We start from the raw sequence: 14,023 nt of genomic DNA, 5'->3' as shown, positions 1-14,023 counted from the left end.
GGCGCACGTGATGTGAAGGTGTGGCCATGTGTGCATGCTTCGCACGGGCGGTGATCTGCGAATTCTCCGTACCTTCAGCCGATCAGCGGGTGGAGCACCCCAGCGGCGACGCCGACCGCCAGCGACAACCCGCCGACCCCGGCGGCACCGACGACCAGACCGGCGTCGGCGGGCCCGAACCGCTGCCGCCGGGCGCTGCTGCGCGGGGTGTCCGAGTCGAACCCGCGCGCGTCCATCGCGGTGGCGAGCCGGGTGCCCCGGCGGATGGCCAGCACCAGCAGGCCGAAACCGGTCGAGGCGAACAGCTGTAGCCGGCGGACGGGGTCCCGGCCCGCGTCCACGCCACGGGCCCGCCGCGCCATCGCCATCAGCCGCCACTCGGCGGCCAGCATCGGTGCCAACCGGAACGCGGCCAGTGCCCCGATCGCGAACCTGGGCGGTGCCTTGACGTTCTGGATCAACGCATCGGCCAGATCCGTCGGATCGGTGGTGGCGAAGACCAGCACCCCGGGCAGCGCCACCGCCAGCAGCCGCAGCGCCAGCCCCAGCGCGGTGACCAGGACGCCCGTGGTGACCAGCAGCGGCCCGGCTGCCAGCAGCACCGTCCCGGTCCGGGCGGCGGCGAAGATCACCAGGGTGATCAGCACCCCGGCGGCGCTCAGTAGCAGCGGCAGCATCCGGCGCAGCACCGTGCGGTAGCGCAGGCCGAACAGCGGGATGACGGCGAACTCGACCGCGATCGCGACAGCCGGCGCCACCGGGTCGAGGGTGGCCAGCAGCACCACGGACAGCACCAACGCGGCGGCGAGCTTCGCCACCGGGTTGCGCCGGGCCAGCGGAGCGCCGGAGGTGGCGGCGTCACTGGCCCTGGGCGGGCCGCCGGTCACCGGGTCAGCCGTCGGTCGGCGAAGGCGTCGACGAAATCGGCGTCGTGGGTGACCGCCACGATGCCGTGTCCGTCGGCCCGCAACCCGGTGAGCAGGTCGACCAGCTCGATCCAGGTCCGGCGGTCCTGACCGAAGGTCGGCTCGTCGAGCACCAGCAGCCGTGGCGCGGTCGCCAGGGCGGTCGCCACGCTGAGTCGCCGGGCCTCACCCCCGGAGAGGGTGTACGGGTTGGCCCGGGCCAACCGGTCCAGCCGCAGCCGCCCGAGGAGGTCGTCGACCACCCGGGTGACCGCCGGCTCCGCAATGCCGCAGCGGCGTGGCCCGAGCGCCAACTCGTCGGCGACGGTGGCGGTGACGAACTGGTGCTCCGGATTCTGGAACACCGAACCGATCCGCCGGACCAACTCGCCCGCCCGCCACCGGTGCGGCGCTGCACCCAGCCGCCCACCGGTGAGTGCGGGACTGGCCCGCACCGCCCCGGTGTCCGGCGCCAACAGACCACCGAGCAGCAACGCCAGGGTGGTCTTGCCGGTGCCGTTGGGTCCGAGTACCGCCAGCGCCTCGCCGGCGCGCACCGGCACCGGCTCCGGCAGCTTGGCCAGCCGTGGTGCCAGCCCGACCCGGTCGGCGGTCAGCAGCGTCTCGCCGGCGGTGGCCGTGGCCCGGCGTGCCGGCAGTGGCTGGTCCGGCACCCAGACGCCCTCGGCGGCCAGTTGCGCGCCGTACCGGTCGAAGACCTGCCCCGGAGGGCCGTCGGCGCGCACCCCGCCGCCCGGCGACAACACCACCACCCGGTCGACCAGCGGCAGCGCCTGCGCGACCCGGTGCTCCACGATGACCATCGTGGTGCGGTCGTCGACTGCGAGCGCGCCGGTGAGGGCCTCGCGGATCAGCACGGCACCGGCCGGGTCGAGGTTGGCGGTCGGTTCGTCGAGCAGCAGCAGATCGGGCTGGAGCGCGAGCACCCCGGCGAGCGCCAGTCGCTGCTGCTCGCCGCCGGAGAGTGCGGCGGTGGAGCGCTGCCGGCCGTACCGGAAGCCGACCAGATCCAGCGCGGTGTCGACCCGGTGCCAGATTTCGGCCGCCGGCACCCCTCGGTTCTCCAGCCCGAAGGCCACGTCGTCGCCGCTGCGCGCCATCACCAGCTGGGTCTGCGGGTCCTGGAAGACGATGCCGACCCGTTCCCGGGCCTTGCGCGGGTCGAGCCCGTCGACGCGGACCGTGCCGACCTGCTCGCCGGAGTCGTCCGGCAGCAGCCCGGCCACCGCCGCCAACAGGGTGCTCTTGCCCGCGCCGGACGGTCCGAGCAGCAGGACCCGTTCACCGGCGTCGACCCGCAGGTCGACGTCGCGCACCGCGAAGGCCCGGCGGCCGGCGTGGCGCCAACCGAACCCGCGCAGCTCCAGCCGGCTCACACCAGGGTGCGGTCGCGGCCGGCCGGGAACCGGTCGAGTACTCCGGTTCGGGCCAACGCCCGGGTCAGCGCGACGCTGCCGGCACCGGCCAGCACGACGGCGCTGACCACGGTGACGATGAAGATCGGAATCCGGAAGCCGACCAGGTCGTACGGTGCGTAGTAGCGGATCTGGTCGAAGATCGCGGCGCCGAGGCCGGCGGCTGCGCCGGCGGCCAGCGCCACCGGCATCCGAAACGAGCGGTACGCCACCGCGAGAAACACAAGTTCGGCACCGACGCCCTGGGCCAGCCCCTGCACGATCACCAGCGCGCCCCACTGGCTGCCCAACGCCGCGGAGACCAGCGCGGCGACCAGTTCGCAGTACAGCGCCGCGCCGGGTTTGCGGATCACCAGCGCGCCGAGCACGGCCGGCACCAGCCACACCCCGTACAGCATGGCCTGGGCGGGTGGGAAGAAGGTGAAAGCGGCCTCGGTGGCGGACCAGACCAGGCCCCAGGCCCAGAAGATCACCCCGAAGGCGACCGCGATCACCGAGGCGACCACGATGTCGACGGTCCGCCAGCTCCGGTCCGGGCGCGGCCGGGCGGTCGGGTCGGTGGCTGGGTGCTGTGTCATACGTCGCTCCAACTCCCTGCGCTGGCATTACCCAGATCAGGTTCGAGGGTCTGCGGGTCTTCCCGCACTCTCAGCGCTGGGTGCGCTCCCCTGTCGGACATGAGGTTGTCTCGCCTGACGCTAGCACCGGGCGGCCCGGGCGAACAGTGATCGCGTCCGGGTGTGGCGGTGGGCACCCCTGCGCGGGTTATCGTGGGCTGCCCGCCTCATTCACCCAGCGAAGGGGATCAGCCCGCCGTGACCGCTGCCGATCGCACCGCGACGCGCCGGGCGCGCCCGGGTGACGAGATCGACTGGGGCACGCCGGCACCGGAGGACCTGCCCGGGTCGGCCGGCACCGGTGCCCCGCCCGGCCCACCGCGCCCACCCCGGCGGCGGCTGTTCGGCGACCGCGTCGGCTCGGTGGAGGTGCTCGCCTTCCTGCTGATCGGATTGGTGATCTTCCGGGAGCCGTTGGCCAACGCCATCTCGAACCCCCGGTTGCAGACCTGGACCACGGTCTTCGTCTCGGTGATGGTCCAGGCGATGCCGTTCCTGGTGTTCGGGGTGGTGTTGTCCGCGGTGATCGCCGTTTTCGTGCCGCGGTCGTTCTGGGCGAAGGCGCTGCCGAAACATCCGGCGCTGGCCGTGCCGGTGGCCAGCGCCGCCGGAGTGGTGCTGCCCGGTTGCGAGTGTGGCTCGGTGCCGATCGCCGGTTCGCTGATCCGCCGGGGGGTGACGCCGGCCGCCGCGCTGGCGTTCCTGCTGGCCGCCCCGGCGATCAACCCGATCGTGCTGGTGTCCACGGTGGTCGCCTTCCCGAACAATCCGGAGATGGCGCTCGGGCGGGGTATCGCCAGCCTGGTCGTGGCGATGGTGATGGGTTGGCTGTGGCTGCGGCTCGGCCGCACCGACTGGATCCGGCTGCCGCACCGGCCGGACCTGGACGACCTGTCCCGGGCGCGCGCGTTCTGGGCGGCGGTCCGCCACGACATCATGCACGCCGGCGGCTTCCTGGTCATCGGCGCGATGGCTGCGGCCAGCATCAACGTGCTGGTGCCCGAGCGCTGGCTGCAGACCCTGGCGGACAACCCGGTGCTGTCGATCCTGGCCCTCGCCGTGCTCGCCGTACTGTTGTCGATCTGCTCGGAGGCCGACGCGTTCGTCGCCGCCTCGCTGTCGCAGTTCTCGCTGACGTCGCGGCTGGTGTTCCTGGTGGTCGGGCCGATGGTCGACCTGAAACTGATCTCGATGCAGGCCGGAACGTTCGGGCGCCGGTTCGCGTACCGGTTCGCTCCGGCGACGTTTGTGATCGCCGTCGTGGTGGCGGTCGCGGTGGGGACGGTGCTGCTGTGAACAAGCAAGCCCAAGGCGTGCTGCTGCTACTGCTCGGCGGTGCGGTCGTCAAGGCCAGCGTCACCGACATGTATCTGCGCTACGTCAAGGAGGTGCTGCAGCCGTTCCTGATCGCCGCTGGACTGCTGCTGATCGCCGCCGCGATCATGACGCTCTGGCACGATCTGCGCCGCCGGTCGACACCCATCCCGGCGGAGCCCCCGATCGCCGACGCCGACGGCGGGCACGACGAGCACGGTCACGGCGGGCACGCCCACCACGAGCCCAAGGTCGGCTGGCTGCTGATCCTGCCGGTGCTCGGACTGCTGCTGGTCGCCCCGCCCGCGCTCGGCTCCTACTCGGCCGCACAGGCCGGCACCGCGTTGAGCAGCGAGCAGGCGGCGTCGGACTACCCGCCGCTACCGGACGGGGATCCGGCCACGATCAGTGTGCTCGACTACGCCTCCCGGGCGATCTTCGACGAGGGCAGGTCACTGGACGGCCGCGCCGTCGCGCTCACCGGCTTCGTCACCGACGGGCCGGACGGCCAGCCGATGCTCGCCCGGATCGTGCTCTCCTGCTGTGCCGCCGACGGCCGCCCGATCAAGGTCGGCATGGACGGCAGTGTCCCCACCGGTCTACCGCAGGACACCTGGATCGAAGTGGTCGGCCGGTACAGCGACCGGATCGGCACCGACTCGGTGAACGGGGCGAGCATCCCGTACCTGCAGGTCGATTCCTGGGAGCAGATCGACCCACCCAGGCAGCAGTACGAGTAGAGGTTTCACGTCCGCCGATCCGGGGCATCCTTCCGCCCGCCGATTTCGGTAGCGGTTGGCGAGAGGACGAGCACAATGGGCCGGGAGACCGACCGGGAACGCTGGCAGCGCAACTTCGCCGACCTGTTGCAGGAACTGCGGGTCGCCCAGACCGGGGTGCAGATCCTCTTCGCGTTCCTGCTCACCCTGCCGTTCAGCAGCGGCTTTCCGGACACGACCGACTTCCAGCGGGACATCTACGTGGTCGCGCTGCTGGCCGCCGCGGCGGCCGCGGCGATGATCATTTCCCCGGTGGCCTTTCACCGGGTGCTGTTCCGCCAGGGCCGAAAGCCGGACCTCGTCCGGTTCGCCCACCGGATGGCCAGCGGCGGCCTCGGCTTCATGCTGATCGCCATGGTCAGCTCGGTGCTGCTGGTCACCGACTTCATCCTGCCCCGGCCTGTCGCGTTCGTCCTCAGCGGTGTCACCGGGATCTGGTTTCTGACCTTCTGGGTCGGCCTGCCATTCGTCAACCGCAGTTGGATGCGCGACGACGACGAGTGGAGCGAGGACGCTCAGGTCCAGTTGCTGCGGGATCCGGCGCGGTGACCGTCAATGCGGTGCGCGTAGTCCGAGAGACCGCAGTTCCAGCGCGGCGAGCGCGGCGGTGATCTCCGGGTCGCCGTCGCGCCACCGGGCCGCCACGTCCGGGTCGATCGCGGCGATCGCGGCGAGCGGGCGGGTGGTCAGCGCCCGTAGTGCCAGCAGGTCCTGCCCGGCGGGCCGGCCACGCAGGGCCGTGGCGGCGCTGGCTCGGCGGATCCAGCGCACCCGCAGCGGCAGCCAACCGAACAGCACCAGACCCAGCGGGAGGATCAGCACGGCGACGGTGAGCCCCAGGGCCAGGTCGGCGACCACGTCCTGTTGCTGCTGACCGGCGGTGGCGACCGAGCTGGCCGCCCCGGCGGCCTGCTCGAACGGGCCGGTCAGCTCGTCACCGACGAGCGGCACCCGCCCTACCCGGCTGCCGACGTCGGCGAAGTTGTCGGCCAGGCCGGTGCCGGCGTCCTGCAGGGTCCGGCCGGCTGCGGCGAGGCCGCCGACCCAGTCGTGCAGCCAGTTGGCGGCTCGGATCCACAGACAGACCCAGACGACGACGATCAGGTCGGTGACGAGTTGGCGGGCGGCGGCGGGGAGTCGGTCCGCGTAGATCTGCATGGGAACACTGTGCCGGACCGGCGTCGTGGAGCGCGGGTCAGCTGGAGCCGACGCGGGTCACTTGGCGGGGGTGCGTCGCGCCGCGCACTGTGGGCAGGTCCCGAAGATCTCCATGGTGTGGCTCACCCCGACGTACCCGTGCTGGGCGGCGACCCGCTCCGCCCAGGCCTCCACGGCCGGCCCTTCGACTTCGACCGCGCTGCCGCAGGACCGGCAGACGAGATGATGGTGATGGCCCTGGCTGCACCGTCGGTACAGGTGTTCGCCGCCGGGTGGGCGCATCACGTCCACCTCGCCGGAGTCGGCCAGCCCTTGCAAGGTCCGGTAGACGGTGGTCAGCCCGACCCGGTCGCCGCGTTCGCGCAACATGGCGTGCAGCTCCTGGGCGCTGTGGAAGCCAGCCAGCTCGTCGAGGATCGCGCTGACCGCGCTGCGCTGCCGGGTGTTGCGTACCGCCGTCTGCTCGACGGTGGCGCTGTCATCGGTCTTCATCGTGTGCCTCCGGAACGTTTCTCGCTGACCGGAATCTGCCGGCGGACTGTCACCGGACCTCCCGAGCATGGCTGACGGCGTCCGAGACGATGTGCGCGACGTGTTCGTCGACCAGCGCGTACGCGATCTCCCGGCCGCGCCGGGAGCCATGCACCACGCCGGCGCCGCGCAGCACCCGCAGGTGCTGTGACACCAGGGGCTGCGGTGCGCCGAGCTTCTCCACGAGCTCGTGGACGCAGCGTTCACCCTGGGCGAGCTCCGTCACGATCGCCACCCGGATCGGGGCGGCCAGCGCGCGCAGCAGTTCGCCGGCGCTCTCGTACCCCTCGTACCCGTTGGCCATCGTCACCCCGCAACGGTAACCAATAGCGGGGCCGGATCGGCAGGCAGGCGTCGTGACGCCGGCTCTCAGCGTTCCAGAACCACCTCGGGGGGCTCCGCCTCGGTGGGCAGCCGGGCCGGGGCGGGCAGCCGGACACCGCGCCGACGTAGCAGCCGCCACGCCCCGGCACCGGTCGCGGTCGCCGCGAACGCCCCGATCGCCAGGATCACGATCGTCGCGCCCATCGCGGTGTTGGCGGTGCCGGCCAGCCACACGCCGGAACCGGCGCAGGCGAGGCCGATGGCCATCGCCGCCGCCATCGTGCTGCGGAATCCCCGGGTGACCTGCTGTGCGGTCGCGACCGGCACCACCATCAGCGCGCTGACCAGCAGCAGCCCGACCGCCCGCATCGCGACGGTGACGGTCACCGCGGTGGTCACCGCGATCAGCAGGTTGAGGGTGCGCACCGGCAGGCCGGAGACCCGGGCGTACTCCTCGTCGTGGCAGATGGCGAACAGCGCCGGGCGTAGCAGCAGCATCGTGACGAGCACGACGGCCGCCAGCACCACGATGATCCGCAGGTCCTCGGAATTGGTGGTGGTGAGCGACCCGAACAGGTACGCCATCAGGTTGGCGTTGCTGCGGTCGCCGGCCAGCCCGACGAGCATCACCCCGCCGGCGATGCCGCCGTAGAAGAGCATGGCCAGCGCCATGTCGCCGGAGGTGCGGCCACGTTCGCGCAGCAGCTCGATGGCGATCGCGCCGATCGCGGCGACGATCACCGCGGTGAGTACGGGGGAGCGGTCCAGCAGCAACCCGACGCCGACCCCGGTCAGGGCGACGTGGCCGACGCCGTCGCCGATCAGCGACATCCGCCGCTGGACCAGGTAGATGCCGAGCGTCGGGGCGGCCAGCCCGATGACCAACGCGCCGATCAGGGCGCGGATCATGAATTCGTACTGGAAGATGCTCATGTGTGCCACATCCGGGGCAGCTCCGCCGGGGCGTGCGGGTGTACGTGTTCGTGGTCGGCATCGGCGTGATGGCCGGCGGGCTCGGGCACGGGTCCGTCGTGGACGACCTCGCCGTGGTGCAGCACCACCGCCCGGCCGATCAGCGGCTGCAGTGGCCCGAGCTCGTGGGCGACCAGCAGTACGGTGCCACCGCTGGTGCTGAAGGCGCCGAGTGCCTGGGCGAACGCCTCCTGGCTGGCCGCGTCGACGCCGGCGGTGGGTTCGTCCAGGACCAGCAGCTCCGGCTCGCCGGCCAGCGCACGGGCGATCAGGGTCCGCTGCTGCTGTCCGCCGGACAGCGTGGCGACCGGGTCGCGTACCCGGTCGGCCAGGCCGACGGCGGTCAGCGCCGCCGCGACGGCGGCCCGGTCGGCGGCACCGGCCGGTCGCAGTACGCCGCGCCGGGCGAGCCGGCCGGAGGCGACGACTTCGCCGACGGTGGCCGGTACGCCGCTGCCAGCACCGAGTCGCTGCGGCACGTAGCCCACCCGGTGCCACTGGCGGAACCGTTTCAGCGGCACCCCGAACAGCTGCACGGTGCCGCTGCGTAGCGGCACCAGGCCCAGCGCGGCACGGATCAGCGTGGACTTGCCGGAGCCGTTGGCGCCGAGTAGCGCGACGACCTCACCGCTGGTCACGGTGAGGTCGACGGCGCGCAGAACGGGGCGGCCGTCGTAGCCGGCCACCCCGTGCGAAACCTGAACGACGCTGTCGGTCACGAACAGCCCAGGGCGACGGTCAGGTTGTCGAGGTTGCTCCGCATGACCGAAAAATAGTCCCCGTCGGCGTCCGGCTGCAGCCCTTCGATCGGGTCGAGCACCGACGTCTCGGCGCCCACCTCGCTGGCGATGGTCTCGGCGATGCTCGGACTGACCAGGGTCTCGAAGAAGATGGTGGTCGCCTGGTGCTCCTGCGCCTCCTCGATCACCTCGGCGAGACGCTGAGGCGCCGGCTCGTCCTCGGGGCTGAGCCCGGTGATGCCGATCTGCTCCAACTCGTAGCGGGTGGTCAGGTAGCCGAAGGCGGCGTGACTGGTGATGATCTCCCGACGCTCACAGGTGGTCAGCCGCTCGGTGTACTCGGTGTCCAGGGCTTCCAGCTCGGTGCGCAACTCGGCGGCGCGGGCGGTGTAGTCGGCGGCGCGGTCCGGGTCGGCGGCACCGAGACGCTCGGCCAACTCGTCGCCGACGGTCGCGAAGCGGGTCGGGTCGAGCCACAGGTGGGGGTCCTTGGCGGCGTCGCCGTCGGTGTGCTCGTCGTCCTCGTGAGCGTCCTCGTCCTCGTGAGCGTCCTCGTCCTCGGCGTGCTCGTCCTCGTCGCCGTGGTGGTGACCGTCGTCGCCGGCGGCGTCGAGAAGCGGCTCGACGGTGACGACGTCGAAGGCCCGGTCGCCGCCCTCCTGCTCGACCGCCGCGTCGACGGCAGGTTGGAATCCGCTGAGGTAGACGACCAGATCGGCGTCACTGATCTGGCCGACCTGTTGAGGGCTCAGCTCCAGGTCGTGTGGTTCGGCCCCGGGCGGGGCCAGGCCGGTGACTGAGACGGCGTCGCCGCCGATCCGCTCGGCCAGGTACTGCAGGGGGTAGAAGGCGGCGACCACGCCGAGAGTCTCGGCGGTGGAGGCGGTGCTATCGGAGCCATCCTCCGCACAGGCAGCGGTGCCGCCCAGGGCGAGCAGCGCGCCGGCGGTGGTGGCGACGGTACGGCGGAAGAGGTGGTTGTGCATCAGGCAACTCTCCGCGAGGGCGACAATCATTGTCAACAACGCATGGTTGCATGCGTCGCCGCAGGTCGCACGGCTTGATCGACGCACGGGTGCGGTCAGGGCGCGGGTGCGGTCAGAAGATCTTGGCCAGCGCGGCCGCCACCACCAGGGTCAGCACCAGCAGCCGCAGCAGTCGTCCCGCTGGCGGTACCGCCAGCCAGGTCAGCCGCAACAGCATGACCAGCGCGCCAGCCAGAAGTAGCAGTGCCGCGCCGCCCACGATGCCCGGCGCGAACAGGCCCACCAGCATGAGCGCGAGCGCGGCGAGGAACGCTCCGGTCGGGTTGATCCGCCGGACCCGGGTCGGCCAGGACGGCTGCGTAGGCTGCATCCGACAGACTCTAGTCAGAAGGGGGATCAGCGTGCTGGTGGTCAACCGGTTCACCGTCACCGATGCGGACACCTCGGGCTTTGTCGATCGGGCCCGGTCCGCGCTGCGGGCCCTGGCCGGCTGCCCCGGATACCAGCGCGGCGCGGTGCACCGTGCGTTGGAGGAGCCTGAGACCTGGTGCCTGGTCACCGAATGGGAGTCGGTCGGCACCTACCGGCGGGCGCTCGGCGCCTTCGAGGTCAAGGTCCACGCCACGCCGCTGCTCGCCGCCTCGCGTGACGAACCGTCCGCGTTCGAGGCCCTCGTCACCGCCCTGCCCGGCGAGGAACCGGCGACGCACACCAGTGACCGGGCCACAGGGCCCGGGCGCTGATCCGCCGGGCACTACCCTAGCGGAATGACCGATCCCGGACCGGTGGAACCGCGCCCATCGTCCGCCGTACCCGCCGGCCCGTCCGAGTGGGCAGCGCCCTCGCCGTGGGAGCCGCCACAGCGCCAGAGCCAACCGGTTGCGGCTGGGCCCGCCGTGCCACCGTCGCCGCACGCCGAGCCGGCCCAGCCACCGTCTGACCTGGCCCAGCCACCGTCTGACCTGGCCCAGTCACCGGTCGACCTGGCCGAGTCAACGCCCGTCCCTACGGGTCCGCCGTACCAGGTGCCGACCGGGCCAGGCGTCGCGCCGCCGTTCGCCGCACCGCCGGTGGAAGGCCGCACCGCGCGGGTCTGGATCGGGCTCGGCGTGGCCGCGCTCGCCGTGCTGCTGTGCTGCGGCGGCGGCACCGTCGCGCTCGTCGGGCTGATCGTCACCGGCACCGAGGCGGTCAACGAACAGGCCCGGGTGGCGGTAGACGACTACTTCGAGGCGGTGAGCCTGCAGGACTTCGGTGCCGCGTACGGGATGCTCTGCGCGGAGGCACAGCGTCGCGAATCATCCGACGAGTTCGCCGAACGGCTCACCGAGGAGCCCGAGGTCGACTCGTACTCGGTGGGGCAGGTCTCGGTGACCAGCAGGATCGTGGTGCCGGTCGAGGTGACGTACTCCGATGGCGGCTCGGAAACCCTGCGCGTGTCGCTCAACCAGGACACCGGCACCGGTGAGCTAGAGGTCTGTGGCATCGAGGAGTAGCCTCCGAGGATCTGCCACAACCGTCCACCCGCACGTCCCCGCTGGCCGCCAGCCGGCGTAGGAGCAGCGCATGCCAGCCGACCGTATCGACGCCGTGGTCAGTCTCGCTCAACGGCGGGGCTTCGCCTTTCCGTCCGGTGAGATCTACGGCGGTGAACCGGTGGCCTGGGACTACGGGCCACTCGGCGTCGAACTCAAGGAGCACCTGCGGCGGCAGTGGTGGCGGGCGGTGGTCCAGCAGCGCGACGACGTCGTCGGTCTCGACTCGGCGGTGATCCAGGCCCGCGAGGTGTTCGCCGCCGCCGGCCTGCTCGATGCGTACGCGCAGACCCGGGCCCGCTGCCGGGCGTGCGATCATGTCCGATCGCTGGACCGGATGGTCGAGGAGTTCACCCGGCGCTCCGGCCGCGCCCCGGCCGCGCTGACCGACATCGTCTGCCCGAGTTGCGGCACCCGAGGCAGTTTCACCGAACCGGAGCGGGTCAGCGGGCTGTTCGGTGCCTGGCCGGACCGGGCGGCACCGGCCAGCGACCCCTACTATCTGCGCCCGGAGGCGGCACCCGGCACGTTCGTCAACTTCGCCAACGTGATGATCGCCGCCCGGAAGAAGCCGCCGTTCGGCATCGCCCAGATCGGCCGGGCGTTCCGCAACATCGTCGGGCCGGGCGAGTTCCTGCTGCGCAGTCGTGAGTTGGAGCTGATGGAGCTGGAGTTCTTCGTGGAGCCCGGCTCGGACGACCACTGGCTCGAATACTGGGTGCAACAGCGCTGGGACTGGTACGTCGACCTGGGTCTCGCACCGGGCCAGCTGCGCCGGGTCGAGCTGCCCCTGGCCGGCCTGCCGCAGCACGCCAAGCGCATGGTGGAGATCGCGTACCGCTCCGGCGGTTCCGGTGCGGAGTTCTTCGGCCTGGAAGGGGTCACCAACCGGGCCGACCACGACCTCACCGCCCACGCCAAACACTCCGGCGCCGACCTGTCCTACTTCGATCAGGAGCGCGGTGAGCGGTGGGTGCCGTACGCGATCGAACCGGCGGCCAGCCTGACCGCCGCCGTGTTCGCCTTCCTGCTCGCCGCGTACGACGAGGACGAGGCACCGAACACCAAGGGCGGGGTGGACAGACGCACCGTACTGCGGTTCGATCCCCGGCTGGCCCCGGTCAAGGTGGCGGTGCTGCCGCTGTCGCGCAACGCGGACCTGTCGCCGAAGGCCCGCGACCTCAGTGACGCGCTGCGGCGCCGCTGGGTGGTGGAGTTCGACGACTCGCAGGCGATCGGCCGCCGCTACCGCCGCCAGGACGAGATTGGTACGCCGTACTGCGTGACCGTCGATTTCGGCACGCTGGCCGACGACGCGGTGACGATCCGGGACCGCGACACCATGGTGCAGCAGCGGGTATCGCTCGACCAGGTCGAGCGGTACCTGCTGGAGCGGCTGCCCACCAGCTGATCCGGACCGGTCACGTGGAATCCTGGACGATGTGTCCGTGACCGCGCACCAGAGTTTCCCGCCGGCCGCCACCAGCCGCGCGCCGTTGCCACTCGGCCCGTATCAGGTCTGGCCGCCGGTGGTGCTGGCCCCGATGGCCGGGATCACCAACGTCGCGTTCCGCCAGCTGTGCCGGGAGCAGGGCGGCGGGCTCTACGTCTGCGAAATGATCACCACGCAGGCGTTGGTCGAGCGTAACCCCAAGACGCTGCGCATGATCGCGTTCGGGCCGGCGGAGCGCCCGCGGAGCCTGCAGCTGTACGGGGTCGATCCGCGGGTCACCGCTGCCGCCGTCCGGATCGTGGTCGAGCGGGACCTGGCCGACCACATCGACCTGAACTTCGGCTGCCCGGTGCCGAAGGTCACCCGCAAGGGTGGCGGCGCCGCGCTGCCGTGGCGGCACCGGCTGTTCAGCCGGATCGTGCGGGACGCGGTGCGGGCGGCGGCCCCGGCCGGAGTGCCGGTGACGGTCAAGATGCGCAAGGGGATCGACGACGACCATCTGACGTACCTCGACGCCGGTCTCGCCGCGCAGGAGGCCGGGGTGGCCGCCGTGGCGCTGCACGGGCGCACCGCCGCGCAGCGCTACTCGGGCAGCGCCGACTGGGACGCCATCGGCCGGCTCAAGCAGGCGTTGGACGTGCCGGTGCTGGGCAACGGCGACATCTGGGAAGCCGACGACGCACTGCGGATGGTGGCGCACACCGGTGCCGACGGTGTGGTGGTCGGTCGCGGTTGCCTGGGTCGACCCTGGTTGTTCGCCGACCTGTCGGCCGCGTTCGACGGCCGGCCGCAGCGGGTGCTGCCCGCGCTGGGCCCGGTGGCCGCCGCCATGCGTCGGCACGCCGAACTGCTGGTCGACTGGTTCGCCACCGGGCGTGCCGACCGGGCTGTCGCCGAGCGGGACGGCTGCACTGATTTCCGCAAGCATGTCGCGTGGTATCTGAAGGGGTTCCCGGTCGGCGGCGAGCTCCGGCGGGCCCTGGCGATGGTGTCGAGCCTCGCCGAGTTGGACGCCCTGTTGGCCCAGCTCGACCCAGCGGAGCCGTTCCCCGTACACGCCCTCGGCCAGCCGCGTGGCCGGACGAACGCCCCGGGGAAGGTCTTCCTGCCGGCCGGTTGGCTGGCCAGCCGGGACGACGAGTCGGTGCCGGCCGGGGCGGAGCTCGCCGACTCCGGTGGCTGAACCGGCGGCACATCCGCAAGGTGACGTTCGACACCGGTGAATGCGCGATCCTGCGCATGGGAGCGTTTCCGTAGGGGCGTTCCGAGCGGT

At 71.9% G+C, this 14,023-nt stretch carries 17 protein-coding genes and 1 riboswitch; of the genes, 7 read left to right on the top strand and 10 right to left on the bottom strand.

Annotated elements, in window-relative coordinates:
• Positions 1-74 precede the first annotated feature (74 nt).
• The 3 genes from ACFHVL_RS11410 to ACFHVL_RS11400 form a co-directional block, all read right to left on the bottom strand.
• The gene (locus tag ACFHVL_RS11410; protein WP_416627601.1) at positions 75-887 is read right to left on the bottom strand and encodes an energy-coupling factor transporter transmembrane component T family protein; all 813 of its coding nucleotides are present in this window, start codon (positions 885-887) and stop codon (positions 75-77) included.
• Positions 884-2,302 carry an ABC transporter ATP-binding protein gene (locus ACFHVL_RS11405; protein ID WP_416627600.1) on the bottom strand — a complete coding sequence of 473 codons (1,419 nt, stop codon included), beginning with the start codon at positions 2,300-2,302 and terminating at the stop codon, positions 884-886. The genes ACFHVL_RS11410 and ACFHVL_RS11405 overlap by 4 nt, the downstream gene beginning before the upstream one ends.
• The gene (locus ACFHVL_RS11400) at positions 2,299-2,919 is read right to left on the bottom strand and encodes an ECF transporter S component (protein WP_416627599.1); all 621 of its coding nucleotides are present in this window, start codon (positions 2,917-2,919) and stop codon (positions 2,299-2,301) included. Before ACFHVL_RS11400 ends, ACFHVL_RS11405 begins: the two co-directional genes overlap by 4 nt.
• Positions 2,916-3,021, bottom strand: a riboswitch (TPP riboswitch). It overlaps the preceding gene by 4 nt.
• A 216-nt stretch (positions 3,022-3,237) precedes the next feature.
• Here ACFHVL_RS11400 and ACFHVL_RS11395 point away from each other — a divergent pair.
• From ACFHVL_RS11395 to ACFHVL_RS11385, 3 genes are all read left to right on the top strand, one after another.
• Complete coding sequence (locus ACFHVL_RS11395; RefSeq protein ID WP_416627627.1) at positions 3,238-4,254, top strand: permease; 1,017 nt, start codon at positions 3,238-3,240, stop codon at positions 4,252-4,254.
• Positions 4,251-5,012 (top strand): TIGR03943 family putative permease subunit, encoded by a 762-nt coding sequence (locus ACFHVL_RS11390; protein WP_416627598.1) that lies wholly within the window; start codon positions 4,251-4,253, stop codon positions 5,010-5,012. The genes ACFHVL_RS11395 and ACFHVL_RS11390 overlap by 4 nt, the downstream gene beginning before the upstream one ends.
• 75 nt (positions 5,013-5,087) lie before the next feature.
• Positions 5,088-5,600 (top strand): DUF6328 family protein, encoded by a 513-nt coding sequence (locus tag ACFHVL_RS11385; RefSeq protein WP_416627597.1) that lies wholly within the window; start codon positions 5,088-5,090, stop codon positions 5,598-5,600.
• Positions 5,601-5,603: 3 nt separating this feature from the next.
• Here the strand turns inward: ACFHVL_RS11385 and ACFHVL_RS11380 are convergent, their stop codons facing one another.
• The 7 genes from ACFHVL_RS11380 to ACFHVL_RS11350 all read right to left on the bottom strand — a co-directional run bounded on the left by ACFHVL_RS11380 (position 5,604) and on the right by ACFHVL_RS11350 (position 10,132).
• Positions 5,604-6,209, bottom strand: coding sequence for a hypothetical protein (locus ACFHVL_RS11380; RefSeq protein ID WP_416627596.1), 606 nt, complete (start codon positions 6,207-6,209; stop codon positions 5,604-5,606).
• A gap of 57 nt (positions 6,210-6,266) precedes the next feature.
• Positions 6,267-6,701 (bottom strand): transcriptional repressor, encoded by a 435-nt coding sequence (locus tag ACFHVL_RS11375; RefSeq protein ID WP_326552471.1) that lies wholly within the window; start codon positions 6,699-6,701, stop codon positions 6,267-6,269.
• Between the two features lie 49 nt (positions 6,702-6,750).
• Complete coding sequence (locus ACFHVL_RS11370) at positions 6,751-7,044, bottom strand: ArsR/SmtB family transcription factor (protein WP_416627626.1); 294 nt, start codon at positions 7,042-7,044, stop codon at positions 6,751-6,753.
• Positions 7,045-7,109: 65 nt separating this feature from the next.
• Positions 7,110-7,997 (bottom strand): metal ABC transporter permease, encoded by an 888-nt coding sequence (locus tag ACFHVL_RS11365; RefSeq protein ID WP_416627595.1) that lies wholly within the window; start codon positions 7,995-7,997, stop codon positions 7,110-7,112.
• A complete protein-coding gene (locus ACFHVL_RS11360; RefSeq protein WP_416627594.1) occupies positions 7,994-8,755 on the bottom strand; it encodes a metal ABC transporter ATP-binding protein in 762 nt (253 codons plus the stop codon). Before ACFHVL_RS11360 ends, ACFHVL_RS11365 begins: the two co-directional genes overlap by 4 nt.
• Positions 8,752-9,762: a metal ABC transporter substrate-binding protein gene (locus tag ACFHVL_RS11355; protein ID WP_416627593.1), complete on the bottom strand. Its 1,011-nt coding sequence runs from the start codon at positions 9,760-9,762 to the stop codon at positions 8,752-8,754. The genes ACFHVL_RS11360 and ACFHVL_RS11355 overlap by 4 nt, the downstream gene beginning before the upstream one ends.
• 112 nt (positions 9,763-9,874) lie before the next feature.
• Entirely contained in the window at positions 9,875-10,132 is a 258-nt protein-coding gene (locus ACFHVL_RS11350; RefSeq protein WP_416627591.1) for a hypothetical protein, read from the bottom strand.
• A gap of 31 nt (positions 10,133-10,163) precedes the next feature.
• On the opposite strand from ACFHVL_RS11350, the gene ACFHVL_RS11345 reads away from it, so the two are divergent.
• The 4 genes from ACFHVL_RS11345 (at position 10,164) to dusB (ending at position 13,933) form a co-directional block, all read left to right on the top strand.
• The gene (locus ACFHVL_RS11345) at positions 10,164-10,505 is read left to right on the top strand and encodes an antibiotic biosynthesis monooxygenase family protein (protein ID WP_416627589.1); all 342 of its coding nucleotides are present in this window, start codon (positions 10,164-10,166) and stop codon (positions 10,503-10,505) included.
• Between the two features lie 282 nt (positions 10,506-10,787).
• Complete coding sequence (locus tag ACFHVL_RS11340; protein ID WP_416627625.1) at positions 10,788-11,258, top strand: hypothetical protein; 471 nt, start codon at positions 10,788-10,790, stop codon at positions 11,256-11,258.
• Between the two features lie 70 nt (positions 11,259-11,328).
• The gene (locus ACFHVL_RS11335) at positions 11,329-12,708 is read left to right on the top strand and encodes a glycine--tRNA ligase (RefSeq protein ID WP_416627587.1); all 1,380 of its coding nucleotides are present in this window, start codon (positions 11,329-11,331) and stop codon (positions 12,706-12,708) included.
• 37 nt (positions 12,709-12,745) lie between these two features.
• Positions 12,746-13,933, top strand: coding sequence for a tRNA dihydrouridine synthase DusB (gene dusB, locus ACFHVL_RS11330; RefSeq protein WP_416627585.1), 1,188 nt, complete (start codon positions 12,746-12,748; stop codon positions 13,931-13,933).
• Positions 13,934-14,023 lie beyond the last annotated feature (90 nt).

The sequence above is a fragment of the Micromonospora sp. LOL_023 genome (genome assembly GCF_048060115.1).
GTDB lineage: Bacteria > Actinomycetota > Actinomycetes > Mycobacteriales > Micromonosporaceae > Micromonospora_E.
Note: the sequence above shows the minus strand (reverse complement) of the source record. Positions and strands in the feature narration are given on the sequence as shown.

Coding starts and splice junctions, on each gene's coding strand:
- ACFHVL_RS11400 (WP_416627599.1), bottom strand. CDS start 2,919: ATGACACAGCACCCAGCCACCGACCCGACCGCCCGGCCGCGCCCGGAC.
- ACFHVL_RS11385 (WP_416627597.1), top strand. CDS start 5,088: ATGGGCCGGGAGACCGACCGGGAACGCTGGCAGCGCAACTTCGCCGAC.
- ACFHVL_RS11380 (WP_416627596.1), bottom strand. CDS start 6,209: ATGCAGATCTACGCGGACCGACTCCCCGCCGCCGCCCGCCAACTCGTC.
- ACFHVL_RS11375 (WP_326552471.1), bottom strand. CDS start 6,701: ATGAAGACCGATGACAGCGCCACCGTCGAGCAGACGGCGGTACGCAAC.
- ACFHVL_RS11370 (WP_416627626.1), bottom strand. CDS start 7,044: ATGGCCAACGGGTACGAGGGGTACGAGAGCGCCGGCGAACTGCTGCGC.
- ACFHVL_RS11365 (WP_416627595.1), bottom strand. CDS start 7,997: ATGAGCATCTTCCAGTACGAATTCATGATCCGCGCCCTGATCGGCGCG.
- ACFHVL_RS11355 (WP_416627593.1), bottom strand. CDS start 9,762: ATGCACAACCACCTCTTCCGCCGTACCGTCGCCACCACCGCCGGCGCG.
- ACFHVL_RS11350 (WP_416627591.1), bottom strand. CDS start 10,132: ATGCAGCCTACGCAGCCGTCCTGGCCGACCCGGGTCCGGCGGATCAAC.
- ACFHVL_RS11335 (WP_416627587.1), top strand. CDS start 11,329: ATGCCAGCCGACCGTATCGACGCCGTGGTCAGTCTCGCTCAACGGCGG.